General features: G+C 48.9%; 26 protein-coding genes and 1 tRNA gene. 14 read left to right on the plus strand and 13 right to left on the minus strand.

Going from position 1 to position 26,671, the window contains the following annotated elements; genetic code table 11:
- Window positions 1-4: 4 nt before the first annotated feature.
- From McpAg1_RS08700 to McpAg1_RS08710, 3 genes are all read left to right on the plus strand, one after another.
- Window positions 5-1,348 carry an RNase J family beta-CASP ribonuclease gene (locus McpAg1_RS08700; RefSeq protein WP_338094920.1) on the plus strand — a complete coding sequence of 448 codons (1,344 nt, stop codon included), beginning with the start codon at window positions 5-7 and terminating at the stop codon, window positions 1,346-1,348.
- Between the two features lie 25 nt (window positions 1,349-1,373).
- On the plus strand, window positions 1,374-2,345 hold the full coding sequence (locus McpAg1_RS08705) for a polyprenyl synthetase family protein (protein WP_338094921.1): 972 nt from the start codon (window positions 1,374-1,376) through the stop codon (window positions 2,343-2,345).
- A gap of 385 nt (window positions 2,346-2,730) precedes the next feature.
- Window positions 2,731-3,561, plus strand: coding sequence for a nitroreductase family protein (locus tag McpAg1_RS08710; protein WP_338094922.1), 831 nt, complete (start codon window positions 2,731-2,733; stop codon window positions 3,559-3,561).
- 285 nt (window positions 3,562-3,846) lie between these two features.
- On the opposite strand, the gene gyrA is transcribed toward McpAg1_RS08710, so the two are convergent.
- From gyrA to McpAg1_RS08730, 4 genes are all read right to left on the minus strand, one after another.
- The gene (gene gyrA, locus McpAg1_RS08715) at window positions 3,847-6,378 is read right to left on the minus strand and encodes a DNA gyrase subunit A (protein WP_338094923.1); all 2,532 of its coding nucleotides are present in this window, start codon (window positions 6,376-6,378) and stop codon (window positions 3,847-3,849) included.
- On the minus strand, window positions 6,368-8,326 hold the full coding sequence (gyrB, locus tag McpAg1_RS08720; RefSeq protein ID WP_338094924.1) for a DNA topoisomerase (ATP-hydrolyzing) subunit B: 1,959 nt from the start codon (window positions 8,324-8,326) through the stop codon (window positions 6,368-6,370). The genes gyrA and gyrB overlap by 11 nt, the downstream gene beginning before the upstream one ends.
- A gap of 228 nt (window positions 8,327-8,554) precedes the next feature.
- Window positions 8,555-10,813 (minus strand): hydrophobe/amphiphile efflux-3 (HAE3) family transporter, encoded by a 2,259-nt coding sequence (locus McpAg1_RS08725; RefSeq protein ID WP_338094925.1) that lies wholly within the window; start codon window positions 10,811-10,813, stop codon window positions 8,555-8,557.
- Window positions 10,814-10,892: 79 nt separating this feature from the next.
- Window positions 10,893-11,159: a DUF7123 family protein gene (locus tag McpAg1_RS08730; protein ID WP_338094926.1), complete on the minus strand. Its 267-nt coding sequence runs from the start codon at window positions 11,157-11,159 to the stop codon at window positions 10,893-10,895.
- A 326-nt stretch (window positions 11,160-11,485) separates the two neighbouring features.
- On the opposite strand from McpAg1_RS08730, the gene McpAg1_RS08735 reads away from it, so the two are divergent.
- Window positions 11,486-12,271: a TrmB family transcriptional regulator gene (locus tag McpAg1_RS08735; protein WP_338094927.1), complete on the plus strand. Its 786-nt coding sequence runs from the start codon at window positions 11,486-11,488 to the stop codon at window positions 12,269-12,271.
- Window positions 12,272-12,290: 19 nt separating this feature from the next.
- On the opposite strand, the gene McpAg1_RS08740 is transcribed toward McpAg1_RS08735, so the two are convergent.
- Genes McpAg1_RS08740 through McpAg1_RS08750 form a run of 3 tightly spaced genes read right to left on the minus strand, consistent with a single transcriptional unit; the run spans window position 12,291 to window position 13,716 of the window.
- Window positions 12,291-12,677, minus strand: a complete 387-nt coding sequence (locus McpAg1_RS08740; protein ID WP_338094928.1) for a Zn-ribbon domain-containing protein — start codon at window positions 12,675-12,677, stop codon at window positions 12,291-12,293.
- A gap of 30 nt (window positions 12,678-12,707) precedes the next feature.
- On the minus strand, window positions 12,708-13,082 hold the full coding sequence (locus McpAg1_RS08745; protein WP_338094929.1) for a DUF2073 domain-containing protein: 375 nt from the start codon (window positions 13,080-13,082) through the stop codon (window positions 12,708-12,710).
- A gap of 7 nt (window positions 13,083-13,089) precedes the next feature.
- Complete coding sequence (locus tag McpAg1_RS08750; protein ID WP_338094930.1) at window positions 13,090-13,716, minus strand: Era-like GTP-binding protein; 627 nt, start codon at window positions 13,714-13,716, stop codon at window positions 13,090-13,092.
- A gap of 393 nt (window positions 13,717-14,109) precedes the next feature.
- Here McpAg1_RS08750 and McpAg1_RS08755 point away from each other — a divergent pair, with 393 nt between their 5' ends.
- The 6 genes from McpAg1_RS08755 to McpAg1_RS08780 all read left to right on the plus strand — a co-directional run bounded on the left by McpAg1_RS08755 (window position 14,110) and on the right by McpAg1_RS08780 (window position 19,500).
- Window positions 14,110-14,670, plus strand: coding sequence for a CBS domain-containing protein (locus McpAg1_RS08755; RefSeq protein ID WP_338094931.1), 561 nt, complete (start codon window positions 14,110-14,112; stop codon window positions 14,668-14,670).
- 32 nt (window positions 14,671-14,702) lie between these two features.
- Window positions 14,703-15,623 (plus strand): CBS domain-containing protein, encoded by a 921-nt coding sequence (locus McpAg1_RS08760; RefSeq protein WP_338094932.1) that lies wholly within the window; start codon window positions 14,703-14,705, stop codon window positions 15,621-15,623.
- A 161-nt stretch (window positions 15,624-15,784) separates the two neighbouring features.
- Window positions 15,785-16,558 carry a CBS domain-containing protein gene (locus McpAg1_RS08765; RefSeq protein WP_338094933.1) on the plus strand — a complete coding sequence of 258 codons (774 nt, stop codon included), beginning with the start codon at window positions 15,785-15,787 and terminating at the stop codon, window positions 16,556-16,558.
- Between the two features lie 210 nt (window positions 16,559-16,768).
- Window positions 16,769-17,731: a deoxyhypusine synthase gene (locus McpAg1_RS08770; RefSeq protein WP_338094934.1), complete on the plus strand. Its 963-nt coding sequence runs from the start codon at window positions 16,769-16,771 to the stop codon at window positions 17,729-17,731.
- Complete coding sequence (locus tag McpAg1_RS08775; RefSeq protein ID WP_338094935.1) at window positions 17,728-18,432, plus strand: DUF5714 domain-containing protein; 705 nt, start codon at window positions 17,728-17,730, stop codon at window positions 18,430-18,432. Before McpAg1_RS08770 ends, McpAg1_RS08775 begins: the two co-directional genes overlap by 4 nt.
- A gap of 531 nt (window positions 18,433-18,963) precedes the next feature.
- The gene (locus tag McpAg1_RS08780; RefSeq protein WP_338094936.1) at window positions 18,964-19,500 is read left to right on the plus strand and encodes a DUF5714 domain-containing protein; all 537 of its coding nucleotides are present in this window, start codon (window positions 18,964-18,966) and stop codon (window positions 19,498-19,500) included.
- 2 nt (window positions 19,501-19,502) lie between these two features.
- On the opposite strand, the gene McpAg1_RS08785 is transcribed toward McpAg1_RS08780, so the two are convergent.
- Together McpAg1_RS08785 and McpAg1_RS08790 are read right to left on the minus strand one after the other, a co-directional pair.
- Complete coding sequence (locus tag McpAg1_RS08785) at window positions 19,503-20,159, minus strand: hypothetical protein (RefSeq protein WP_338094937.1); 657 nt, start codon at window positions 20,157-20,159, stop codon at window positions 19,503-19,505.
- Window positions 20,160-20,167: 8 nt separating this feature from the next.
- A complete protein-coding gene (locus McpAg1_RS08790) occupies window positions 20,168-21,850 on the minus strand; it encodes a glutamate--tRNA ligase (protein ID WP_338094938.1) in 1,683 nt (560 codons plus the stop codon).
- 114 nt (window positions 21,851-21,964) lie between these two features.
- Here McpAg1_RS08790 and McpAg1_RS08795 point away from each other — a divergent pair, with 114 nt between their 5' ends.
- The gene (locus McpAg1_RS08795; protein WP_338094939.1) at window positions 21,965-22,285 is read left to right on the plus strand and encodes a nucleotidyltransferase family protein; all 321 of its coding nucleotides are present in this window, start codon (window positions 21,965-21,967) and stop codon (window positions 22,283-22,285) included.
- Between the two features lie 4 nt (window positions 22,286-22,289).
- Window positions 22,290-22,616, plus strand: coding sequence for a HepT-like ribonuclease domain-containing protein (locus tag McpAg1_RS08800; protein ID WP_338094940.1), 327 nt, complete (start codon window positions 22,290-22,292; stop codon window positions 22,614-22,616).
- Window positions 22,617-22,618: 2 nt separating this feature from the next.
- On the opposite strand, the gene McpAg1_RS08805 is transcribed toward McpAg1_RS08800, so the two are convergent.
- Window positions 22,619-23,326 carry an HD domain-containing protein gene (locus tag McpAg1_RS08805; RefSeq protein ID WP_338094941.1) on the minus strand — a complete coding sequence of 236 codons (708 nt, stop codon included), beginning with the start codon at window positions 23,324-23,326 and terminating at the stop codon, window positions 22,619-22,621.
- A 41-nt stretch (window positions 23,327-23,367) separates the two neighbouring features.
- Window positions 23,368-24,339: a DHH family phosphoesterase gene (locus tag McpAg1_RS08810; RefSeq protein ID WP_338094942.1), complete on the minus strand. Its 972-nt coding sequence runs from the start codon at window positions 24,337-24,339 to the stop codon at window positions 23,368-23,370.
- Window positions 24,340-24,433: 94 nt separating this feature from the next.
- Between McpAg1_RS08810 and McpAg1_RS08815 the strand changes: the two genes are divergently transcribed.
- Window positions 24,434-24,506 (plus strand) — tRNA-Phe (locus McpAg1_RS08815).
- A 632-nt stretch (window positions 24,507-25,138) separates the two neighbouring features.
- On the opposite strand, the gene McpAg1_RS08820 is transcribed toward McpAg1_RS08815, so the two are convergent.
- Window positions 25,139-25,621, minus strand: coding sequence for a hypothetical protein (locus McpAg1_RS08820; protein WP_338094943.1), 483 nt, complete (start codon window positions 25,619-25,621; stop codon window positions 25,139-25,141).
- A 310-nt stretch (window positions 25,622-25,931) separates the two neighbouring features.
- Window positions 25,932-26,180, minus strand: coding sequence for a hypothetical protein (locus McpAg1_RS08825; RefSeq protein ID WP_338094944.1), 249 nt, complete (start codon window positions 26,178-26,180; stop codon window positions 25,932-25,934).
- Window positions 26,181-26,451: 271 nt separating this feature from the next.
- Here McpAg1_RS08825 and McpAg1_RS08830 point away from each other — a divergent pair.
- Window positions 26,452-26,671: hypothetical protein (locus tag McpAg1_RS08830; protein ID WP_338094945.1), on the plus strand; the 220-nt coding region annotated here is incomplete at its 3' end.

Consider the following 26,671-nt stretch of genomic DNA (forward strand, 5'->3'; position numbering starts at 1 on the left):
ATCAATGGTTGACATAGAAGTCATTGCTGTTGGCGGATACAACGAGGTCGGAAGGAATATGACCGCGGTCCGCGTCGGCAAAGAGATCGTTATCTTTGATATGGGTCTGTATCTTGACCCGATATCAGGAAACAACAATGTAGAAATGGAGAACATGCACTCGCTGGATCTGATCCAGATTGGTGCAATCCCTGACGACACGGTGATGAACTCTGTCGAGGGAACGGTGAAGGCGATCGTTTGTACGCACGGCCACCTTGACCACATCGGTGCGGTTCAGAAACTTGCCCACCGTTACAACTGCCCGATCATCGCAACACCGTACACGACAGAACTGATCAAACAGCAGATTGAGGGAGAGCGCAAGTTCTCGGTGACGAACAAGACCTTCGCGCTGAAAGCCGGAGGCAAGTACACCATCTCGCAGCATCTGACGCTTGAATTCGTTCGCATTCAGCACAGTATCATCGACTCGGCAATTGCGGTGCTTCACACGCCGGCCGGTTGTGTGGTGTATGCCAACGACTTCAAACTGGATATGACGCCGGTGATCGGCGAGGCTCCGGACCTTGCACGTCTGCGTGCGATCGGTAAAGAAGGCGTGAAGCTCCTGATCGTTGAGTCGCTGAATCTTGATGACCGCGGCTACTCTCCAAGTGAGCAGGTGGCACGGCTTCGCGTGCGGGATGCTATCACCCGCTGCGAGGATGATAAGAACGCGATCATTGTCTCGACGTTTGCATCACAGATTGCGAGGATCAAATCCATCACCGAGTGTGCACGCGAGATTGACCGGACCCCGATTCTCCTCGGCAGATCGATGGAGAGGTACAACGGTACTGCAGAGGTCATGAAGATGGTTGCGTTCCCGCAAGGAACCAGCATCTACGGCAACCGCAAGACCACCGACCGGATGCTTCGCCGCGTTGCAAAGGAAGGAAAGGAAAAGTTCCTTCTTGTGGTAACCGGTCACCAGGGTGAGCCGGGCTCGATGCTTTCCCGCATGGCGATGGGCGAGACACCGTTCAAGGTTGAGAAGGGTGACAAGGTAATGTTTTCCGCAAACATTATTCCAAACCCGGTGAACTATGCACAGCGTGCCGAGGTTGATCGTCTGCTGCTGCGGCAGGGTGCCCGCATCTTTGATGGTCTGCATGTTACGGGACACGCGTATTATCAGGAGCATTATGATCTGCTTTCGATGCTGAACCCTGAACACATTGTTCCGTCCCATGGTCCGTTTGAGATGAAGGGCGGGTATGTGACGCTCAGCCGCGAGTTCGGCTACACGCTGAACCGTGATGTTCACATTATGCAGAACGGAGACCGTCTGGTTCTTCCGAAATAACCAAAAAAATTTGAGAGTGTGTATTATGGAGTTATCTGAGTATCTGAAGTCTGTTGCTGAGAAGGTTGATCAGGAGGCGGACGAGTACAGCAAAGCGACCGACACGACGCTGCAGAAGGCATCAGCCCATCTGCTGCTCGGCGGCGGCAAACGCCTGAGACCTGCAATGGTTCTTCTTGCAGCAGACGCTGTCCGCAAGGGTGCTTCGGCAGATATTTTTTCTGCTGCTCTTGCTCTTGAGTGGACCCACACGTTCACGCTGGTTCATGATGATATTATGGACGGCGACTCGCTGCGCCGCGGAAGACCGACGGTTCATGTGGTGTGGAACGAGGCAACCGCAATTCTTGCAGGCGATGTTTTGTATGCAAGGGCGTTTGAGTATCTGTGTTCGGTGAAGAATGCAAGTGCTGAGTCGAAGGTGAAGGCTGTTCAGATGCTGTCTCATGCATGTTATGAGATCTGTGAAGGCCAGGAGGAGGATGTTTCCTTTGAGACTAGGAATGATGTTCGAGCATCTGAGTATCTTGAGATGGTTCGAAAGAAGACGGGTGTGTTGTATGCGGCTGCTGCCGGTATCGGTGCGGCTCTTGCAGGAGGAGATGCCAAGCAGATTGCGGCATTCTATACGCTTGGTCAGAACACAGGCATTGCATTCCAGATTCAGGATGATATCATTGATCTGATGACGCCGCCTGAGATTTCTGGTAAGGATCAGGCATCTGATCTTCGTGAGAACAAGCAGACGCTTCTGGCAATCACGGCACGCGAGATGGGTGTTGATCTGTCAAAGTACCACAAGGATCATCTTACAAAGGAGGAGATTGCCGAGGCAATTGCCCTTCTTGAGATGTCAGGTGTGCTTGGCAAGGTCCGCGGTATTTCCGAGAAGATGATCGCTGATTCGAAGGCTGGTCTTGCAAGTGTTGTGCCTGCATCCGAGGAGCGGGATCTGATCTTTGAGATGGTGGACTTCTTTATTACGAGAGGATACTAACCGACCCGCTAAAATCGTAATGTGAGTGTCTGAACGCCTACGGCGTTCAGACACTCACACGATTTTACCGGCGCGCATCCCTCGCTTCGCTCGGTCAGGGTGAGTGGTGAGTGGATTTTTTTCTAATCATGTTCACTCACCATTGATTCACTTACTTTTTTCATAATAGGAGTTACGCGGTGACGAATATTTCGAAACGCGAATAGCGCGAATAAAAAAATTTGTGCTTCTATCTAAAATATGATATTTAATACTTTCCTAAAAATCGCCATTGGCGATTTTTTTATTCGCGCTATTCGCGTTTCGAAATATTTACCACCGCCTAACGCCTCAAACATGGCAATACACAAAGCTCTTTTTATCACCAGATCCCTAATTATCATCAATGAAATCAGCTCTCTCATCACCCCTGACAATCATCTGCGACAAAGACGCCTGCACATCCTGCGGCCTCTGCTCAACCATATGCACCACACGAAAAATTACCGGTGAAAAAGGAAAAAATCCTGACATCAATAATGCAGGTCCCTGCATCTCCTGCGGCCACTGCATCGCAGTCTGCCCGGCAAACGCACTCTCAACAACCAGCAGTGACTTCACCTCACCGGAAAACATCAAAGCATATCACTCAGGGGTTGACGCAGACCTCCTTGCCCAGTACCTCAAAAGCCGCCGCTCGATCAGAATATGGAAGGACACGCCGGTAGCAAAAGAGGATATCGACCGCCTCCTCGACATCGCCGCATACGCTCCATCTGCTGCGAACATCCATCCGGTCAAATGGGCAGTGACCGCCGACCCGAAAAAAGTACAGGAGTTCACCAAAGCCTCGGTCGCATACCTCAAAACCCTTCCCGCAGATCATCCCGCAGCAGGAGTCGCACAAATGCTTATCGCCGGAGCTGATGCCGGAGGCGACCCGATCTGCCGGAATGCTCCCGCACTCTTGATCGCAGCATCTGAATCAGGTCAGGACTTTGGACTCATCGACAGCATCATCGCCCTCTCCTACATCGACATCTTTGCCCCGAGTCTGAAAATCGGTACCTGCTGGGTAGGCTATGTCATGGCAATGCTCAACCTCAAGCCAGACCTTGGAAAAATTCTCGGCATCCCGGACAACTGGACACCGCAGTACGCCATGCTTATCGGATATCAGGGCGTGGCATTCTCACAGATTCCGCCAAGAGAAACTCCTGAGATCATCTGGAACTAAAACCAATTTTGCCCATAAATTCGTTTATTGGCAAACACTGTTCGGTACTGTTCATTGCTCCGCCCACGGAAAACACGGACCACACGGATATTTCACAGAAAAATATCACGGAGCAGACGAGAACATCACGGAAATGAATTGTTTTCGGATTCTGTGGTGTTCACGTCTGCTCCGTGATGTTTTTATTTCTGTGTTTTCCGTTTTTCCGTGGGAGGGAGAGGTTAATGGACAACACCACTAAAACCACAAAAAAACTTTTTTTTTCAAAAAAATCAGAGGAGAAGATTACTCTTCGCCTTCATCAGAGAGCAGATTCTGCTGTGTCTCATCGACCGGAGCAGGAGAGTCGCCCTCCTCCTCAGCCTCATCATCAGCAGGAACAACAGCAACACTCGTCACTTTGTCCCCGACATCCACACGGATAACACGCACTCCCTGAGTGCTGCGTTTCTGAATAGAAATGTCGCCGGCCTGCGTGCGCATCACAACACCGCCGGCAGTCGTGATAACAATCTCCTCATCGTCACCAATAGCAATCGAAGAGACAACACCGCCGCGTTCAAGATTCGTCACAATATTTCTGACGCCCTGCGTACCGCGACCCTTGCCGCGGAACTCCTCGAACGGAGTTCTCTTACCAAAGCCGCCTTCAGTGATCGTCAGAAGATGATCCTTTTCCACAAGCGTCAGCGCACGAACCGCATCAGTGCCGCGAAGCGTAATACCCTTTACACCCTGAGCGCCGCGTCCGGTGTTTCGCACCTCATCCTCGCTAAATCGCAGACTCTGGCCGAGCCAGGTTGTCAGAACAACATCGCAGGACCCGTCAGTAACCATCACATCCACCAGCTCATCGCCGTCAAGAATCGTGATCGCAATCAGACCTCCGGTTCGCGGACGGGAGAACAGCTCCTGCGACATCTTGCCGACCTTGCCCATCTTCGTTGCAAAGAAGAGATACTTGTCTGAGTCAAAGCTTCTCATAGGAATAACTGCTGCAACCTCCTCATCGGTCAGGTTCAGCAGATTCACAATCGCCTTTCCTTTGCTTTGGCGCGAGCCTTCCGGAATCTCATGCACCCGCAGCCAGTACGCACGGCCCTTGTTCGTGAAACAGAGCAGATAATCATGCGTGCTTGCAAGGAACACCTTATCGACCGAATCCTCGTCCTTCGTCGTCATACCGGTCACACCGCGGCCTCCGCGGCGCTGCTGACGGCATGACTCAAGCGGCATCCGCTTGATGTAATCCTGCGAAGTCAGCATCACTAAAACCTGCTTATCCTCGATGAAATCAAGAATATCCATGTCGGTGTTTGCCGAGTAATCGATCTTGCTTCTGCGGTCATCCGCATACTTCTCGCGAATCTCTGCGGTCTCCTCCTTTACAACAGACAGGATGTTTGCATCAGATGCTAAGATCCAGTTCAGCTTATCGATGATGACTTGAAGTTCATTCTTCTCATCAATGATCTTCTGCTGTTCCAGAGCCGCGAGGCGACGGAGCTGCATCTTCAGAATTGCGTCAGCCTGCATCTCCGAGAATCCGAATTTGCTGACAAGGGCAACCTGAGCTGCCGCAACTTCGGGCGAGCCGCGAATCGTTGCGATGACCTCATCGATCATATCGAGAGCCTTTAAGAGACCATCCAGAATATGTTTGCGCTCCTCGGCCTTTCGCAGATCAAACTGCGAACGTCTGCGGACAACCGACATGCGGTGAGCGATGAAGTGCTTGAGCATCTCGGACAGAGAGAGAATCATCGGCTTCTTCTCAACGATCGCGAGGTTTGTGATACCAAACGAGCTCTCAAGCTGGGTGTGTTTGTAGAGCTGGTTCAAAACCACATTGCCCTGCACACCCTGCTTCAGCTCGATGATTACGCGGATACCATCCTTGTCAGACTCATCACGCAGATCGCTGATACCCTCGATCTGCTTGTTCTTCACAAGTTCAGCGATCCTCTCGATCATTACAGCCTTGTTCACCTGATAGGGAATTTCGGTGATCACAATCTGTTCAAAGTTTTTCTTTCGCTCCTCAATCTCCGCAACACCGCGGACAACAACCTTGCCCTGACCGGTGAGGTAAGCGTTCTTCACACCGTCAGTACCCATGATGATACCACCGGTCGGGAAGTCGGGTGCCGGAAGGATCTTCATCATATCCTCAACCGTCATCTCCGGCTGGTCAATAAAAGCCGTCACCAGATCACAGACCTCGCCGAGGTTGTGCGGCATCATGCTTGTTGCCATACCGACCGCAATACCGGTTGTTCCGTTCACCAGAAGATTCGGGATTCTGCTCGGCAGAACATCCGGCTCTTCGGAAGACTCATCAAAGTTCGGGACGAAGTCAACCGTCTCTTTTTCGATGTCTTCGAGAAGCGACTCTGCTGCCTTCGTCAGACGTGCCTCGGTGTAACGGTATGCTGCTGCCGAGTCGCCGTCAATCGAACCGAAGTTACCCTGACCATCAATCAGCGGGTATCGGTACGAGAACGGCTGAGCCATCTTGACAAGCGTGTCGTAAATTGCCGAGTCTCCGTGCGGGTGGTAGTTACCCATGGTTGCAGCCACAGCTTTTGCCGACTTCTTGTAGGCCTTGTCGCTGGTGTTGCCCTCATCATGGAGCATCGCGTACAAAATTCTGCGGTGAACCGGTTTCAAACCGTCACGTGCATCAGGAATCGCACGACCGATGATGACCGACATCGCATAATCGATGAAACAGTTTTTCATCTCGTCTTCGATGTTGATCGGTGCAACGCGGTGGGTTATCTTTTCGGCGACCTGCTGCTGTTCTTCAGATGTCAAGGTTTTTCACCTCCCCTGCATGACGTTTAATGAAATCTTTTCTCGGCATCACATCATCGCCCATGAGTTTCTCAAAAATTTCGTTTGCATAGCTTGCATCCTCAATTCTGATCTGCTTTAAGATACGATTCTCAGGATTCATCGTCGTGTCCCAGAGCTGGCCTGCATTCATTTCTCCAAGACCTTTGTAGCGCTGAACAGAAATTCCCTTGTCGCCAAACTCGGTGACTGCGGCACGCATGTCCTCTTCGGTGTAGACATAACGTTCCTGTTTGCCTTTTGCCACGCGGAACAGCGGAGGCTGTGCAACATACACGTATCCGAGTTCAACGAGCGGTTTCATGAATCGGTAGAAGAAGGTCAGCAACAGAATTCTGATATGTGCCCCATCCACATCTGCATCGGTCATGATGACGATGTGGTGGTAGCGGGCGCGTTCAGGATCAAACATCTCTCCGTATCCTGCACCGATCGCAGAGATGAGCGTCTGAATTTCGGCATTTTTCAGTGCCTTGTTCTCGATTGCTTTTTCAACGTTCAGGATTTTACCACGAAGCGGGAGAATTGCCTGGAATTTTCTGTCACGTCCCTGCTTTGCAGAACCTCCTGCAGAATCTCCTTCCACAATATAGATCTCACTCTTTGCCGGGTCGCGTTCGGAACAGTCCGCAAGTTTGCCGGGGAGACCAGACATCTCAAGCGAACTTTTTCTTCTCGCAAGCTCTTTGGCGCGGCGTGCTGCCTCACGGGCGTTTGCTGCCTCCTGAGCTTTTCGTGCGATTGCTGCAATGACCTTTGGATTTTCTTCAAAGAACTCGGTCAGTGCCTGATAGACCATTGAGTCCACGAGACCTCTGACATTGCTGTTGCCGAGCCGCATCTTGGTCTGGCCTTCAAACTGCGGGTTCGCAATTTTCACGCTGATGACTGCGGTGAGTCCTTCGCGAACATCCTCGCCCTTCACAGACACGTCATCTTTGAGATGTTTGTTTGCGTGTGCGCTGTTATTGATCGCACGAGTGAGGGCAGAGCGGAATCCTTCAAGATGTGTTCCACCTTCGCGGGTGTTGACACTGTTGACGAAGGTGAACAGTGTTTCGCCGTACGTCTGGTTGTACTGCAGGGCAATCTCGACCTCGATCTTGTTTTCGTTGTCGGACTTGTCCACATAGATGACTTCGTTGTGCAGCAGCTCTTTGCCTTCATTCAAGTGGGCGACGAATTCGCTGAGACCGCCTTCGTAGCAGAATAAATCTGAGTCTCCGGTGCGGTTGTCCACAACTTTGATCTCAAGGCCTTTGTTGAGGTATGCGAGCTCACGGAACCGATGGGCAAGGATGTCGTAGTCGAACTGAACGGTGTCGAATATTTTCGCGTCAGGCTGAAACGTGATGCGGGTTCCGGTAACTTCGTCCTGATCTGCTGAGACCGGATTGCTGAGACGGATGCACCGCTCGCGGAACTCTGCTGCGGTTTCAGGACGGCTCTCCAGTTTCTGGACAAGGCCGCCGCGGGAGAATATCATTGAGTAGACGTTTTTGTTGCGGAACACTTCTACGGTCAACTTTGTTGACAGAGCGTTCACGACTGAAACACCGACTCCGTGCAGACCTCCTGATACCTGATAGGTATTTTTATCGAACTTTCCGCCGGCATGCAGAACAGTCATAACTACTTCAAGAGCACTTTTGTTCTGCTTTGGCATGATGTCGACCGGAATTCCGCGGCCGTCATCGTCGATCGTACAGGACCCGTCAGCATTCAGCGTGATTGCGATATGCTTACAAAATCCGGCCAGTGCTTCGTCAATTGAGTTGTCTACAACTTCATAGACAAGATGGTGCAGACCACGGGTATCGGTGCTGCCGATATACATGGCTGGGCGCTCACGAACCGGGGCCAGGCCCTCAAGAACGGTGATGTGAGACGCATCATAATTATTGGTCATGGAACAGAGATCTCCTTACACATCGCGGGTGTGCGATGCGACAATGAAATTTGTGGGTGTTTTTCCCAATCTGCGTCTGTTGGAAGGGCAGAGCGGGAAAAATTATAATTCCTTATTATATTAGTGCGGATAGCATATTAAGTAAGTGACATGCCCATGGGTTTTTGTCAGAATAACCGGGTGAATTTCGTATAGGGGGATTCTGTCTGGAGCAAACATAAAAAAAGATCATAGGGATGGGGACGTGTGTCCTACGTCCGCCGTCGTTTTTTCGGAATTTTTTAGGATAAGCGACACCAGTGCCGGAACCGCAACAAGTGCGCCGAACAGGGTGAATGCCATCGCAAGAACCGTCACCAGACCGAAATCCTGAATGAGCGGGAAATTTGCAAACAGCAATGCCGAGAAACCACACATTGTCGCGCAGCCGGAAACGGTGATTGCCGTCCCGATTTTACTGGTTCCATGTTCCACCGCAGTTTCAGTATCACAGACTTCCATCTCCTCATAAATTCTCTCCACCATCATAATGCAGTACTCGGCGGCAACACCTATCGTCATCGCCCCCATTGTTGCTGTCAGAACCGTATACTCGATGTCGAAGAGGTACATTGCAGCCCCATTCCAGCCAATGATCAATATTATCGGAATGATCGGACAGAGAGCTTTCCTCCAGCTGCGGTACAACAATGCCAGAAACACGAAGATCAGGACAAATGCAAGTAATGTCATCTGAGATTTGCCACCCATGATATCATCCATGGTATTCACATATGTGTATGGCGTTCCCGTAACAAGTGCCTCAACCCCTATCGGAGGCGGATAAAAATTGATGTCTGCAGTAACCGACTCCAATAATGAGCGCTGTTGAGGTTCTGAGAGCGAAACCATCCCGAACCGGATCACTGCCTGAGAATTGTCAAGCAGATAGGAAGACACAGCTGCATCCTCCATTGAGTCAAGAATTCTATCAACTTCTGTCTGGGTAGTCGGCAGAACACCATTGTTTGCATGAACGATAACCGTTGCAATACTGGACACAGAAGTAAACCGTGTATCATAGAGCGCAAGCTCATGGTTTCCCCAGTCATACATCCACTCTATGGTCTCGGGACTTGTCAGCGAATCACCCTGCACGTACACAGGAAAACCTCCGGTATCGCCCATAGCACGTGACATCATGTTGAGATTCACAATTGCTGGCATATCATTAGGCAGATATGACTTCGTATCCGTTTGAATTGGGACTTCCTCATCCAGAAACAGACCGGTCACACCAACAATACAAAGAATCAAAAGAATTGGTACTGCATACTTTGCAATTTTTACGGCCATTTTTCCCAGAAAAGCATTGTATCTTTCAGAGAACGTCGTGGTTGACGAACTATATGACGATGGTGTGTGTGGTTTTGGCGTGTAGTTCGTAATCAGTGCATAAAGTGGGATTATCAGCAGCGCTGAGAGGTAACAGCAGGCAATACCAATCATTGCCACATATCCAAACTGACGAATTGATTCCATTCGGGAAACCTGCATCGCAAGGAATCCTATAGCACTTGCACACATCGCAAAAAATACTGCAGAACCGGTTTTGGTAATTGTGAGTTTTATTGCTGTCGGCAGAGGGTGGACCCGAACCTCATCATCAAGCCTTGAATGGAACTGAATACCATAATCAACACCGATACCAAGTAAAATCGGCAGTGCACCAATTGTCACCATCGACATGGGGAGGCCTACCAGACCCATTACGCCAAATGTCAGAAGGAGACCAATAGAGACACAGATTACTGGAAGAAGCGGATTACGCACATGATTGAACAAAACCCGGCAGGCAATAATCATCAGAATGATTGCCGCAACTAGCAGCGTGATCATATCAGCTCCGATACTCTTACTCATATCCCTCATCATCGCTGAGTTTCCCGTAAATGTCAGAGTAACACCAGGCGGAATATCAGCAATCGACAGACTGCTCTCTAAATTCATCAAAAGGCTCTGTACCTTATCACTCGAAAGCCCCGAATCAACAGATATCACTATGAGAGTCAGTTCACCATTCGGCATAAGGGACGTGAGAGTGTCGGTGGGTAGAGATGCGACGATACTGTTTACACTTGCCTGATTGACAGGAATAAGTCCGCCGTTTGCAGCAGCAATAATGTCATACAGCCCTACGACTGTATTCACCCCGTCATAGCTCTCCCATTGCCGTTCCAGCGCATATATTCGTTCGACAATATTCGTATCGGTAACAGAATCTGCCTGTACCATCAGGATAATCGAATCAGATGAAAAATGCCGGTCATAACTGTCAGAAACATAGGATGCATGGCTGCTAAAATCAGAAGAGTTGATTCCCTCTGCCTCCATACTAATACCCATTGCCCCAATTATCGCAAAAGCTAAAATAATTATCAGAAAACAACCGACTAAGAATGGTTTTCGTGCCAAAAATTCATTAATTGTTTCAAATGGACGTAACAAAGGATTGATTCACCTCAATATGGAATTATGTTCTTATCCCCCCTCAGATGACGAGGGAGATACAAAATATAGGTAAGAATTATCTACCTCGAAGAGTTATTTTCCAAGAGACAGATTTTGAACATCCCCATTGTATAATTTCAAAATCAGTGGATGTTTTTGCAAGATACCACAGATAATAACCGACTTCATGCGAGGTAAGGTGAAGATCAGCAGCAATCTCTTTTGCCCGGAAATATCGACAACCCAAAGCTGCACGATGAATCAGATGTTCACTGATCTTTGCAGCGGTGAGAAAATTATCGACGGGAGCAGGGGTTGGGGACGAACAAAGTGTATCTGTCATGGGATGTGTGTGATATTTAGAGACAGAGAGAACAACGCAAAAAAATTGCGTTGTCAAATTCTCAACTGTAGTCTATGAGAACCGTCCCGGCAGGGCATTTTGGCAGGACGCTGATTATGTCTGTGTTGGATGAATTGTCTGTTGCAGCAAGTTCTGAAATCTGTGAAACTACCTCCGATATCCTGAAGGGGACGTCAGGACGTCATCTACATATTCCACACTGGCAAATATAGGAATGGTGTGACCTCTGAAGGTAACAGCCATGAAAAATTGTAAAAAAAAACGAAAACACTCTTAAAGTATCATGAGAAAACATCATCATACATATGGATGATTTTCTGGAGAAGATGCGGCGCATCGGTATGAGTGAGAACGAAGCGAAAGTGTATCAGGTACTGTTCCGGTTGAAAACTGCAACGCCCAGAGAAGTACATGAACTCAGCGGAGTTCCCCGTAACAAGACATATGAATGCCTCGCTGCCTTAGAAGAACGGGGATTTCTCAAGGTATCTCCCACAACACCGATCCGCTACTATTTTCATGACATCATCAAAACATTTGATCGCCTCAAAAAAGATACCCAGCTTGCCCTTGAAGATGCCGCCGCATATCTTCTGACACTGGATAGTGATCATCTGCAGCGGGAAAAAATGATGATGCAGGCATATGAACTCAATTCAGAATGGGCCATTGAAAACCGCCTCAATATGATTTTTCGACAGACAAATACAGAGCTGATCATTCTTTGTCAGGATGCATCATCACTCAAAAAGTACATCCCTGACCTTCGGTTGTTTGCAAGAACAATGCAAAAAGAGCGAAAGATTGCTCTCTACGTGGTTTTCCTCAAAGAAAAAGATGCAGCAGACGTTCCCATTCGCTGCTATGTCCCCAAAAAAATGCTGAATGAGATGCTCGTATCTCAAAAAGAATCATCAGGTCTTGAGATCACGCCAAAAATCATGGTAATGGCCGACAGAACGGAGTCATTGGCCATAGCAGATCATGCAGAAAAAGAGTTAGGCATCTATTTCTTTGGAAGGATGCAGGAAAGAGTGTTGAGTAAATTCATCTTGGATAATATTCGATCTCTTTCTGAGAGCGATGAGTAAAAAAATTTCAAAAAAAAAATTATTTTTTCTGTCTTCGTTTTTTCTTTGACATCGACGGAAGATCCAGCATATACTTGCCTTCATCAACACCGATGATAATATCCTGCGACTCTGCCAGCCGTTCAAGGTTCAGCTCGTACTTTCCTTTGCTAACGATGCGGACACTTTCCACTCTCTCTAAAATATCGGTGGGGCGGGATGCAGGGCCCTGACTTTTTACCTCGAGGACCTCCTGCCTGGTCTCCTGCGCAATGTCGGTGATACTCTTCTCTTCCAGCACATCCGCATTGCGTACGCGGTCACTCACGTAGAGGAACTTTTTTCCGCCGCAACTGGGACAACCGCGGAGAATCTCCACCGAACCATCGCGGAACTCGCGACCGCACTGGGTACATTTGTGTGGCATGACTGTTTACGAACCGTTTTGTAATGGTGTTTACTGTGCAGCAGATGCCCAGGCAATAAGCCGGTCCTTCTCACGGGTAAGCATCTTCAGCTGATCAACCGGACCGATAACCATCAGCCTGCCGGCAGGTGTCTTTCCCCCGCCGAACAGTTTGGAGAACAGACCGCCTTCTGAACCGGAGGTGGACGGATAGGTCTCGATCTCAATACCCGAAAAACCTCCGGGAGAGATCTCCATCATCGTCGACTCAAGAAGCTTGCCCTGCTCTTCCGGAGTGAGTCCCTTTTCCAGAACAACAATGTAGCCCTGGCGGACATCATCCAGAATGAGCCGGATCTTCTCCATCGAAGTCATCCTGCTGAGACGGTCGCTTGACAGCATATCAATCTGAACGCCCTGAATCATTTTTCTCTCACCTGAATACCTCGGAGATCTTTCCGTACAGATCATCCATATTATTTCCTTCAAGACCGGAGACCATCACAACAGGGTGCTGCGGGAATGCACTTCTGATCCGCTGCGGTGCTGCGTCAGGTAGATCGATCTTGTTTGCAACGATAATTACCGGCAGTTTGCGGGACTCGATGATGCCGATCATCATGATGTTTACATGCATAAACGGATCCTGCGTACTGTCAAGCACATAGATGACGCCGTCGATATCCTCGCGAAGCCAGTGCATTGCTTCTGCAACACCCTCCGTTGCCTCGCGGGCACGGGCAACGGCCTCATCCTGATCCATCCCGTACTCAAGGAATTCATGATAATCGATCTTTGTCGTAACACCCGGAGTGTCAACAATGTCGATCAGAAGCTTGCTTCCACCGCTGTTGATCTCAACGCCCTCTTTTCTCCGGGCGCGGCGGGTCTCATGCGGAACCTCACTCACTGGCCCTATCGCTTCGCCCGTAACATCACGGACGATACGGTTTGCAAGAGTGGTCTTTCCGGCGTTTGGTGGGCCATAAATACCAACACGCGAGCGTTTTTTACCGAACAGCTTTGAGAAAAAGCCTTTTATACGCATCATAACTGCCATGAAAACACCTAAATTGGGATACGTAATAGTTCGGTTGTAAATGAATATAAACATTCATGTTGCGAAGGCGTTGATTTTTTTACATTCTGACTCACTCACAGTTTGTCAATCAACAAATATCACAGACAAACCCTCGCGAAGAAAAAAAGACGAAACCAGAATCTCAATACTTTCTACTTATACCAGTCATTCCTATAAAATACATTCCCCAACGTGTATATAAACATCCTGCGGACCGGCAAAAACAACCCGAATAAAAACGAATTCCTCAGAATAAACAAAGAACTATCCGCGCGTCATTCCGGAAAATAGGTCAAAAGATAATGAATTTATACTCTGACAGAGTATTACTCAATAATCACCAGAAACGACTCAGGAGGTGAAAAAAGTCTGATGAGAACAAATACTGAAATTCCGGATAACCGGAGAGGAATACGACTGAACGATATCATGCAGCCGAACCCGACAACAATATCCATGGGTTCAACAACCGACAAAGCAGCAGCACTCATGTGCCGCAATGAGGTCGGCAGCTGCATCGTGACGCAAAAAGGAATACCAAAGGGAATTGTAACCGAGCAGGACTTCAACTGTAAAGTCATGGCCAAAAATCTGCTGCCCGGTTCCGTTCGCGTGGAAGACGTCATGAGCTCTCCGCTGATCACCGTCAGCGAAGATATGCCGGTGTCGGAAGCCGCGAAAAAAATGATTGCACATAAAGTGAGAAGACTGCCGGTCACTAATGCAGAAGGAACCGTCACCGGCATTGTAACCGTCCGCGACCTTCTTGGCGTCACGAACGAAATTAACGAGATCATGTCTGAGCTTCTCGTTATTAACCGTCCGGACGACAGGTTCGGGATGTGTGCCGTTTGCGGTGCAATGGCAGCAGATCTCATGCCAATTGACGGCAACCTCGTCTGCCAGAACTGCCGCGAGCAGGAACGTATCTAATCTGATTGATCACTTTACATGCAAGATATACTATGACAAATATTGTAAAATCACAAAAGGGACAGCGCCGGATACCGGGAACAGAAGGAAAGTCAAAGATCTCTGAGAAAAAGAGCAGCCTTCTCGCTATCGCAACAACGAATGTAATATCCGTACCCCCCACCATGAGCATCATCGAAGGCGTAGAGATGATGAGCAGGCACAACTTTAGAAGACTGCCGATCACCGATCCTGGAAACAAAAAACTTCTTGGAATCGTTACCATCACTGACGTCATCAACATGATGGGAGGCGGCAGCAGGTACAATCTTGTGGCACACCGTCACAAAGGTTCCCTGCTCTCGGCACTCAACGATGAGATTCGTGAGATTGCTTCAGAAAAAGTGGACTGCCTGACGCCTTCCACCTCGATACAGGATGCGATCTGTCTCTTGGTCGAAAGCGGACACGGAAGTTTCCCGATCACGAACTCCGACAACACGATTGCAGGAATTGTGACCGAGTACGATATCATGAGAATGCTTGCCGGCACAACTTCAGAACTGATGGTGGATGAGATCATGACCAAAAAACCAAAAGTTGTCGCGCCGAATGTTCCCATAAGCCATGTCACGAAACAGATGGTGGATCATGACTACCGCCGCCTTCCGGTGGTAAAGGATGATCTGCTTATCGGTATGATCACGGCAACCGATATCATGGGATACCTCGGGCAGGGCAAGGTCTTCACCAACATGAAGACCGGCTCGGTTGACGAAGTTCTGAACCTGCCGGTGCGTGATCTGATGGCAGCTACAAACATCCGCACTATGAGTCCGGACAGAAGGATCGATGAGGTTGCACGTGAGATGCTTGAGTACGGCATTGGTGCGTTCCCGGTGATCGACAATGGAAAGCTGACCGGTATTGTGACTGAGTTTGATCTTGTCAAGGCTCTCGCAGAAAATATGTAACTCCGCTGCACCGGTTGGCTCCCAGAAAAAAAGCGGATGATCCGGCCGGTGCCTATACGAAACCAACCATTCAGGAGACCATCATACAGGATTTACAAGGCTGTATGAAACCTGTGTAGAAAAATCGTTGAATACCCCCAAAATAAAAAGGAGGCAGCAAAATGAACCAGAAGTTAACCGTAAAGGATGTAATGTCAAAGCCAGTGTCAATTGCAAAGTCAGCGTTAATCCCTGAAGCACTTGACAAAATGCTTGCTGAAGGAATCGATCCGATTGTGGTTACCAACGACCGTGTGGTTGTTGGGACCGCGTCCCGCCGTACCATTGCAGAGAAGATGGGAAGCAAGAAAACCGGCAACATTCCTGCATCACAGATTCGTGTTGCAAGCGTTACCCGCGAAGACTTCACCTCGGTTTACCAGGATCAGGATGTGGATCTGTTGATTCCGCTGCTCCAGAGATACAAAATTGTTGTTGTCTGGGATGAAGAACACCGGTTGATCGGACAGGTAACCACCGGTGATCTTCTCAAAATCGTAAAGCCGGAAGGATCCATTGATACGATGATGGAGCTTGCACCACGTATTGCTCTTGATGATCGCGTGGTCCAGCTTCACCGCCGCATGGTGGGAGACGGGGCAACGAGGTTTGTGGTGATGGACGGACACAAGCCGGTCGGTATTGTGACAGAAACCGATATTGCAAAGATTCTTGTGAAACTCAAGAGTGAGATCGACAAGCATTTCGAGAACGCGCTTCGAAACGTTACGGCAACCGATATCATGTCAAGCCCTATTATCACGATGCCTGCAAAGACGCCGGTTGCGAAGGTGATTGATACGATGTTGTCCAAAAATATCAGTACTATTCCGATTGCAGACGGCGAAAAGATCATCGGGTTTGCAACACGCAAGTCACTGATTGATGCAATCTGAAAAATTTTCAATTTATTTTTTTCTGAATTGTTGTGTGATATCACACACAAAATCTTTTGTCGTTTTTTTTCTGAAAAAAGTAAACAGGTTGGTGATGAGCGGGCACGATGAGAAAAACCGCTCCATCTTTTTTGTGAGATTCATGAAGAAAATACAAAGTCATCAGATTCGTCATTGGTATAAACCCTGCCGACATAAAACTATAGAACTATGCTGAATAATCCCACAAACCCCATGCATCCGGCAGCATCGGTGGATGAACTGTTGGATAGAATGAGCCGCACAGGTTTTCAGGGACGAAAGCTTGGCGAGAGTTATCACATCTGGAAGGAGATGATCGAGACGCCAAACGTTACCATCATTCTCGGACTTTCCGGCGCCATGATCCCTGCGGGAATGCAGGAGTGTCTGATTCAGCTGGTAGAACACCGGTTTGTTGATGCGATCGTCTCAACTGGTGCAAATATTTTTCATGACGTCTGCGAACATCTCGGCGTCAGACATTACCGGGGCGACCATCTCGTCAACGATGCCGAGCTGTATCAGCAGGGAATCGATCGGATCTATGATGTGTTCGCGGTGGAAAAAGAGTTCCAGAACGTTGAGCAGTACATCGCAACCTTTGCCCAGAGCCTTGGAAGTTCGAGGATGAGCAGCAGAAAATTTCTGAGTCTCCTTGGAGAGAAAATACTCGCCGACCGGCCCAAAGGACGAAGCCTGCTTGCAGTCTGCACGAAAAATAACGTGCCGGTACATGTCCCTGCCCTTGCAGATTCGGCAATTGGTATCGGTCTCGTGAGTGCGTACCGCAGCGGTGCAGAACTTGTCATCGATCAAATTGCAGATGCGAGCGAACTTGCCGCATTTGTTGAGGACGCAGAACGAACGGGTGTGATTTACCTCGGCGGCGGAACACCGAAAAATTTCATACAGCAGACCGAGGTGATTCCTCCAAGAAACGGTCAGGAGTACATCGGCGGGCATGCATACGCAATTCAGTACACCACCGACGCGCCGCACTGGGGAGGACTGTCGGGCTGCACCTTTGAAGAGGCGGTCAGCTGGGGAAAAGAGCGGCCTGAGTCAAAAAAGATCCAGTGTTTCTGTGACATAACCGTTGCTCTCCCGCTCATCACATCAGCACTTATCACATCAGGAGTCGTGAGAAATTGAACGAGGACGACAGGACCGGATGCCTTGTCTGCAGATCGCCGCTGATCAAAATGCAGGAGGAAAAAGTGATGGAGTGTGCCATCTGCCGAAAAAAATTCACCGATTTCATCAGCTGCATAAACGGACACTATGTCTGCTGCGAGTGTGCAGAGCATCCTGGTCATGCAGTGATCAAAAATGTCTGCACTCAGACACAGTCGAAAAATCCGTTGTCAATAGCGGTAGTGATGATGGATAATCCTCTTATCGGCATGCATACCGATGAACATCACAGCCTTGTTGCCGCATCACTCCTTGCCGCATACAAAAACAGCGGCGGTGATGTTGATCTTGAACCGGCAGTGACTGAAGCAATCAGCCGCGGGTCAACCGTGCCGTATGGCATCTGTGCTTATGCAGGAACAAGCGGGGGAGCGGTGAGCGCAGGAATTTTTTACTCGATCATCGCACATACCAGTCCCCTGAGTGTGAAGGAGTGGGGGAACGGAAACCTGCTGGTGTCCAGCTGCCTGGCAAAGATCGGGGAGGCAGGCGGGCCGAGATGCTGCAAACGCTGTACATTTTTTGCACTCGAGACTGCGGTGAAGTATGTGAGAGAAAATCTCGACATCACAATGGAGATGCCGGAGAAGATCCGCTGCGGTTATGTGTCCAAAAATCCTGACTGCAACAAAACGCTCTGCCCGTATTATGTTGAATAAGAGTTCCACAGTGTGATTTTGAGGTGTGTAGCTCTACCTGAAGTGACCATGACTCGTGGTTATTCCAAGTAAGATCAAGGGCAGAAAAAAATGTTTGGAACTGAATTTGAAATGTCAGACAAGGGCCATTACAATTTTTCAGACACCGGCATACGTTATAACAAAATACTGCGTTTGTATTACGAACGGACTACTGAATTACCATAAGTATAAATACAAAAAGCATGTAATTACAATAATTCACGAGTCGGATTCACCGGGTGACAACTGCGCAATGCTTTTGCGATGAGCAATGCGATGCAACTGTTTTCAAACAAAAACCGATGATAAGATCATTTCGTGATAAGAGTGATAATTATGGATGGTGGAAAAAATCCGGACACATGCGTCCTTTGTGGCGCACCCTTGAAAGTAATTCACCCAGCAGAGGTAATGTACTGTGCCATCTGCGGAAAAAAATACACTGATGTCGTTGTATGTAAAGATGGACATTACATCTGCGAACATTGTAGAAAAAATCCCGGTAAAGAAATGATCCGGTACATCTGCATGCGTACCGAATCAAAAGATCCGATTGAGATCGCGACCGAGATCATGAGCACTCCGGTAATTGCTTTCCGGCAGCAGGAACATCACAGCATTGTTGCTGCTTCACTTCTCACTGCATACAAAAACAGCGGAGGAGGGGTAGGTGACTTCAAGGCACTCCTTAATGAGGCCATGAAGCGAGGAGCCCACATTCCGTACCTGATTCAGATGGAGACGGGCACAAGCGGCGGAGCGTTGAGTGCAGGAATTTTTCACTCGGTGGTCACCGGATTAAATACACACAGCAAGGAAAGCTGGACCCGAGGAGGAAAACTGGTGGCAGAGTGCCTGATGGGAATAAGCGAGATCGAAGGGCCGTGCTGCTGCAAACGCTGTACGTTCACCGCGATCAACGTCACTGCCAAAAAGTGTGAAGAGTACTTCAACGTCAGTATGGAGATACCGGAGAATATCGTCTGCACCTTTTCAAAGAATAATGGTGAATGCATTAAAGAACGCTGCCCGTACTTTCCTGCATAATTTTACCACTGGTTACCATCAATCCTTTTTCTGCTTGCAGATGGTGCAAGCTTTCGTTTCATGACTTCGCCTGGATGCACCATTGTATAGGATGCATCACCGTTCAGAACAACTGCATGAGCGTCCTGTTCCTCAAGACAGCGGAGACCGCCCTCGGCTGGAGGGGAGGCGAGTATCAGCAGAAACTCCACGGGATCGCCGTAGAGTTCGGACAGCAGCTGTTTTTTTGCGGCAATCTCGCTGCGGAACCCGCGAACGCTTGACGGGTTTACGATCACTTCGCCAAACACACGGACACCGTCCGTAGTTTTTACCAAGATATCCATCTCGGCTGCAACGCGGCCTGCCATCTTAAACCGGATTCCTCCGTCGCGGGAGTACCACAGACCGTCAGGCGCATACTTGTCGTAGGGAACAAAGCAGGCATCAGAAAACTTCGAGACAACCGAAACAACTGCGTCAGAGTTTTCCGCAGAACTGAGCAGCAGTTCATACACCAGAGCCTCGAAATATTTTCCGACAACCGAACGATGCTGGGGACTCGCCTCGTCATAGAGTATCGCACGCTCGGGTTTGGTGAGATGATGCACTGCGTGGCGTACGTGGAATGGAAGGATCTCTGCGGATGACAGCAGTTTGGAAACCTCAGCAGCAGACATAAAAAAAATTAGCGGTGGGTGAAGTAGGCGGTGACGCTGCCGTCCTTCACCGAGTCAATTTTTGCAAAGCCCACACGCTCGAACTGAACAATTTTTCCTTCGTACGAAAGGACGGCAGCTTCACAGAAGCCTTCGCTTGTTCCTTCCGGTGTCAGGAAGGAACAATGGACACCCGTTCCTGCAGGCAGCCACTGAACGATTGGTGCCTTGGCTGCTCTTGCTTCGGTGAGCGAGTCGCCTGCATACTCTGCGGTCGTCTCGCCGGTCATTCTGATGTTGAAGAGATCCTTCAGCCGAAGCATGCGGCCTGCTTCAATCTCTGACTTTGGCAAGAGAACTTTTCCAGTGAAGGAGAGAAGGCGCGTTCCGCGCTCAGGCATGTTCGGGTAGATCGGTGCGTGGGCATCCATTGCAGGAGCGTTTGCGACCGTGACCTCTACTGCGTCAGGGACAAAGAAGTATCGGTCAGCTGATGCATCGATGACTGCTTTGTTCTGGGCGAACAGATTTTCCCAGGAAAACGAGATGTCGGTGTCGCCGATACCGATGTCAACGACCGCGGCGCGAACTGCTTCGGGCTGGATGCCGCGGCGGGCAAGTGCACGAAGCGTTCCGAGATGAATGTCGTCCCATCCGGTATAGAGACCTTCATTAATTCCTTTGCGCATCCCGGATGTTGAGAGCTCAAGTCCTGCGATGGACATTCTTCCGTAGTGGTAGAAGTAGGGCATTTTCCAGCCGAAGTAGCGATAGATGTACTCCTGACGACGGGTGTTGGCGATGTGATCCTTGCCGCGGATGACGTGCGTCATGCCGAGCAGGTGGTCATCGATTGCGACTGAGAAGTTCATCAGCGGGTAGACAAAGATTTCCGGACGACGTGGATGCGGGGTTGAGGTGAGGACACGCATTGCGGCAAAGTCGCGGACCGCAGGGTCGGGGTGGGCGATGTCGGTCTTGACCCGCATGGTGATTCCGCCCTCCTGATATTTTCCTGCAAGCATGTCGTCGAAGCGTGCGAGGTTCTCCTCAACACTCATGCTGCGGCAGGGACACGGCTGCTTTTTGAGCTTGAGTTCGCGGAACTCATCGTTGTCGCAGTTGCACATGTAGGCGCCGCCGAGTTTGATGAGTTCGCGTGCATAGTCATAGTAGGTCTGGAACCGGTCGGACTGGTAGACGACGTCGGTAATTCCAATGCCAAGCCATTTGAGATCCTCGGTGACCATGTCGTAGGCTGACGGGTCGACACGTTTCGGGTCGGTGTCCTCAACGCGGTAGTAGTATTTGCCGCCGTATTTTCTGACATAATAATCGTTTAAGACCGAGGCGCGTGCATGGCCGAGGTGGAGGGGGCCGGACGGGTTTGGCGCAAACCGCATGACAACACCGCCTTCGGCCTCGGGCAGTTCGGGCAGTTCATGAATCCGTTCCTTTTTCTCATGCATTTTCTCGATCATTTCTGGAGAGAGTGCGGTGAGTTTTGCCTCGCGTTCCTCAACAGACATTGCTTCGACTTCTGCAAGAATTGCAGGAACCATGGCGTTGATCTCTTTTGCCTGACTTCGGAGCTCGGGGTGGGCACCCATGACCGAGCCGAGAATTGCTCCGGCTTTTGGAACCGATTTGTGTTTTACTGCGTTTTGCAGAGCGAAAAGAAATATATCATCACGAATATTTGTATCGGACATTTGCGGGAATTATATTGGCGTGCGGGGTGTTTATACTTGCTTCCCATTCAATCATCAGGGCTCGAGAAAATATCATTATCTCAGGCAGACTATTACTGTGTAACTATCGGGAAAATGACACAATCCTACGTGAGTATCAAAAAAGACGTACTGGCACTGCTTGAGCGTGAGCTGGCGCACATGCAGGAATATTTTGGCGTACGGACAATCGGCCTGTTCGGATCAGTAAGCAGGGGAGAGGATACTCCGGAAAGTGATGTGGATATTGTTGTCGGATTTCGCGAGGGAGAATATACGCTCGCGAACTTGGTGTATCTTGCTGATTATCTTGAAGAAAAAACGAAACGATCCGTTGACGTGGTTCCGGATGATGCAATCAGCAGATACCTCAGGCCGTTCATTGAGGATGAGGTGATTATGATTGCGCCGGCATGACAGTGTGTACATTCGCCATATTCATGATGAGATAGAATTTCTTGAAGAAAATTTTCAAAATCTTACCTATGCGGAACTGACAAGCGACAAACGCGCTCAGCATATGATAACAAAAGCTCTGGAGATCATCGGCGAAGCATCCAAGAATCTCTCGGATGTAATAAAAAACGAGTACACCACAATCGAGTGGCGACTGATTGCAGGAATGCGGGACCGGCTTACCCACAGTTACGATGACGTGAGCTGGAAGACGGTATGGGATGTTCTGCAAAATGATATTCCTGCTCTTCGGTCAGGTATTGATCAGATTCTCGCAGAGAAAGGCTGGTAAATCTACTCCCCGTCCCACTCCAGATAAAACTCAGCGAGAAACTCCTCCATGAACTTATGTCGTCGCTCGGCAATTGCACGTCCCTCGGATGTGTTCATCCGGTCACGCAGAAGCAGAAGTTTTTCGTAAAAATGATTGATGGTGTGACGGCTGCCGTTTCGATACTCAGCAGCAGTTCCAACTGCTACTACTCCTTCGTCAGGGTTGTAGAGTTCGCGGCCTTTTGCCCCGCCGTACGCAAATGCCCGCGCAATACCAATTGCCCCGACAGCATCCAGCCGGTCGGCATCCTGCACAATCTGTCCTTCCAAGGACAGAGGTGTTTGATCAAAACCTCCTTTGAAACCAAGATGCAGAATGTCAAAGATGATACCGTCCCACTCTTCATTTGAAAGCGCCGCACGAACTCCGAGCTGATCGATGAGATCAAAAAGAGCGGCTGAGGCATCACCATCATAGAACTTTTCATCAAAAACATCATGCAGAAGAGCAGTCAGCTCCACTCTGATCCCATCTCCACCGGCAGAGTCGTTGATCCTTTTCGCAAGTTTCGCGACGCGGACGACATGCCACCAGTCATGGCCGGTTGCTTCGCCAAGTGAGCATGAGCGGACATGATCTGATACGGTCCGGAGAACGTCGGCATGATTCATTATTCTACAACTGGGAGTTACGCGGTGGTGAATGTTTTCATACTTGCGGGCAGTCACATCACCTCACAAAAATTTCCGCGTGCATCCTCTTATCACGTTCAAATGTTTTCAGCAGTTTGCACAAACTCCTTCGCACAGGAAACCCGTCCGAAAAGTTTGAGCATCCACTTCTCTTTCCATCCGTAGGTGAAGCTCCCACCGGACGCATTCGGGTGACCGCCGCCGTTGAATTTTTTTGCGATGAGGTGGCTTATCGGTTCAACACTTCTGAGAGAAAACTTTCCATTGTCAAAGACTAAAAGTTCCATGGTGCAGCCGAGCTCTTTTCGTGCGGCAGCGGCAGTTTCACTGGGGTAGCCGTAGGATGGCATTACGGCAATTGTATGTTTTCCGCGGAATATTTTTGCATGTTTGATGCTTTTTTTGATGCAGGCATTCTTGTCGCGTTCGATTCCTTCAAAGATCTTTTCAACGTCGCTGTCGATGATCACTCCTTCGACGAATTTGTTGCGGATGAGTTCGAGGTTTTCGCGTTTGGATGTCACCATGCCAAGAACTGCCGAGCGGGGGTCTTTGTGTTTCCAGAGGTCGTAGTCGCAGACAACTCTGGCGATTTCTTTGGCGGTGGAGTTATCTTTTGCGAGCGCTTCTGCTACGACTCCTGTTGCACAGCGGGTTGTGTCGATTTCGAGGGATACGACGAAAGGCCGGACACGGTTCATTTCCTCTTCGGTCCACTTGTGGTGGTCGTACCACTGAATTTTCCAGCCTGCAGCATGGGCTTTTTTGATAGTATCTTCGATGCCGTTCTGGTAGCCGAGGTCTGAGATGATTAAGGTGTCTTCTTTTCCGTTGCATCCTCCAACTTGTGAGACGAACCAGCCGAACCGGTTGACCGAGGAGAAGAGGGTGAGAATGTCGTTTCCGTAAACCATCCGGCAGACTGCGTCCGATCCTGCTGCGTCGAGATCGTTATGGGTGAGGTGGACGATTTGCGTGGTTCGCGCGACGATTTTTTCCTGAAGGGTCGGTTTTACTTTGGTGGATTTTTTTCGGAAGGAGAAGGGCATTGCATAGTATATTGGCTGTTTGACGAGATAAGATGAAAGGGATGGTGAATCATAACTCTTATATAATTTTCAGGACAACATTACTGGCACACAGGCCTTTATAGCTCAGTTGGGAGAGCACCAGACTGAAGATCTGGTTGTCCCCGGTTCAAGTCCGGGTGAAGGCATCACATTGTCCTTATTTTGGCAAATTAAGACCAAATTTGCCTTGGTTTTTGTTCTAAGCTCAGAAATCATCGTATCGAGCAATTTGCCCGCATTTAAGCCTCCGTTCTTGATAAACTCGTAAGTCTCGGGATCGATGGTTGTGTGTAACCTTTTTCTAATCCTTTGGATTACCGTCTTTTTCGCTTTTCCTCTGTTTTGCATTTCTCTTTTCTCCTGTCTGGACACGTCCAGACACATGTGGACATTTTTGTATGCATAGTGGTCGTTGTGCGAGGTCATAAAGGGGGGACAACCCTGCGTTTCAAAAGTGGTTAACGGGCACTTTCAGTACGCACGGTCTGGGATTTATCATGATACGGGTCGATGATTTCAGAGCCTATGAAAAAATCAACATCAGACGGTTGTGCTGATGTGATCCCGGAACCCGATCATAGGCGCAACAGAGGTTTGGAGATGGGGAGCCGAAAACGGCAGCAACCCGGATCACGGGATCACGAGATGCACAAGAAAATAGACCGGACGAATCCGTATGTAAGGGCGATGTTTACGCCAGAATTTGTTAGATTCGCAAAAGAGATTCTTACAGAGGAGGACACCTAATCCTCCCTGTTTCTGAAATAATATTCATCCTTTATGGTGCGTATGTCCCGCGCTTGAGTATATCGGGTTCATCGTCGCCCAACGTCCAGATTAGATTTCTCTGGTATTTTCCGGCCTGTTTTATTTCAAACGTCCCCATATCTAATCCCGGGAATTCGGATTTTGATATGTATGTATTTTGGCCTGTATAGGATTCTGCATATACACTCACACACTTCGCAGAATATACTTTTTCTCCAATTTTGGTGTATTGGAAGTCAAACGTCGTGGTTTTGAGATAACCGCTTAACCCATAATCTGATGCAGACAGCACTCCCTTGTCGTAATGCACATACGCAGTTCCTAATCCATTCTCATAGAACTCAAGATTACAGTATCCCGTTCCTTCTTCTACATCATACCAATTTCCCGCGATAGGATTATCCGAACCTCCTGCTCCGGTAAATGCACCAATCAACAGAACGCAGACGCCAAAAGCGACTATTAATAACAAAAGTGTCTTTATCCAACCCATAAACAATAATATTTCATTTACTCATAATCAATTTACCCGCGCCTGTGTGTATGTGTGTGGGTAAGAAAAAAAGTGTGTCTCTGAAAAAGTCCGCCCGTCCGGTCTACCTGTGTGTATGTGTGTATGTATGCGGGTGTTTCTTCTTTCTTCTTCTTTCTTGTACTGTACTTAGTACTAGTACTAAATAATAATAATATAATATAAAAAAAAAGCTATTGATGAGAGGTTTTTCCGCCCGGATGTGCCGTCCGTCCGGTCGGACTTTACCGTCCATAGAGATTTTTTCTTATGCCCGTGTGTATGTGTGTGGTTAGTCTTTGAGCATCCGCTTAAACTCGGCTCTGAGTTCTGGATCTTTGAGTGCTTCCATGAGTTCGTAGGTAGCAACACTCACGTTCATTTCACGACGTGCCAAGTCCTGAGCAATAACAAAATTCAGATAATCACTCAAGGATTCAAACGGTGGATTCTCACCTTCGGTTAAATCTCTCACTTTTTCGTAAATTTCACGGCTCACCCGTGCACCCAAGGCAACTTTCCGGCTTTTAATCGCAACCATGTTAGTAAGTTGTCATACCCGTTACTATAAATCGTTATCATTAAATACCACATACACCCATGTGTATGTAAGTAAGTGTGCAATACATTTACGAACAAAACCGTGATGGCGCGGAGGAGTTGAGAAAAAATAGCATCAAACTTTAGCCTATACATCGGAGATTCCGATGCCAAAATTTGGAATAAATTTCTGGAAATGATACCCAAAGGAAAAGCGTCCAAGGTAATTACGACGCTGATCCGCGGGTATGTAGAAGGGAGAATCAAGATAGATGTCTGAATTAAAAATTTGGTTCTCGGAGAGCGAGGACGACCTTAGACGATGGTTCAAACAGACCTACGGAGATCGTTGTTCTGCAGTACTCAAGGACTACATCAAGACTCTTGCGAAGGGTTCCGAGGGCGGCGGTGGATCCACACCGATCACAAACGGCCCGGCTGATATCATCCGGCGGGCTTTCGCTGACGTGACCAACGAAGCAAGATGGATCT

This window comes from Methanorbis furvi (assembly GCF_032714615.1).
Classification (GTDB): Archaea; Halobacteriota; Methanomicrobia; order Methanomicrobiales; family Methanocorpusculaceae; genus Methanocorpusculum; species Methanocorpusculum furvi.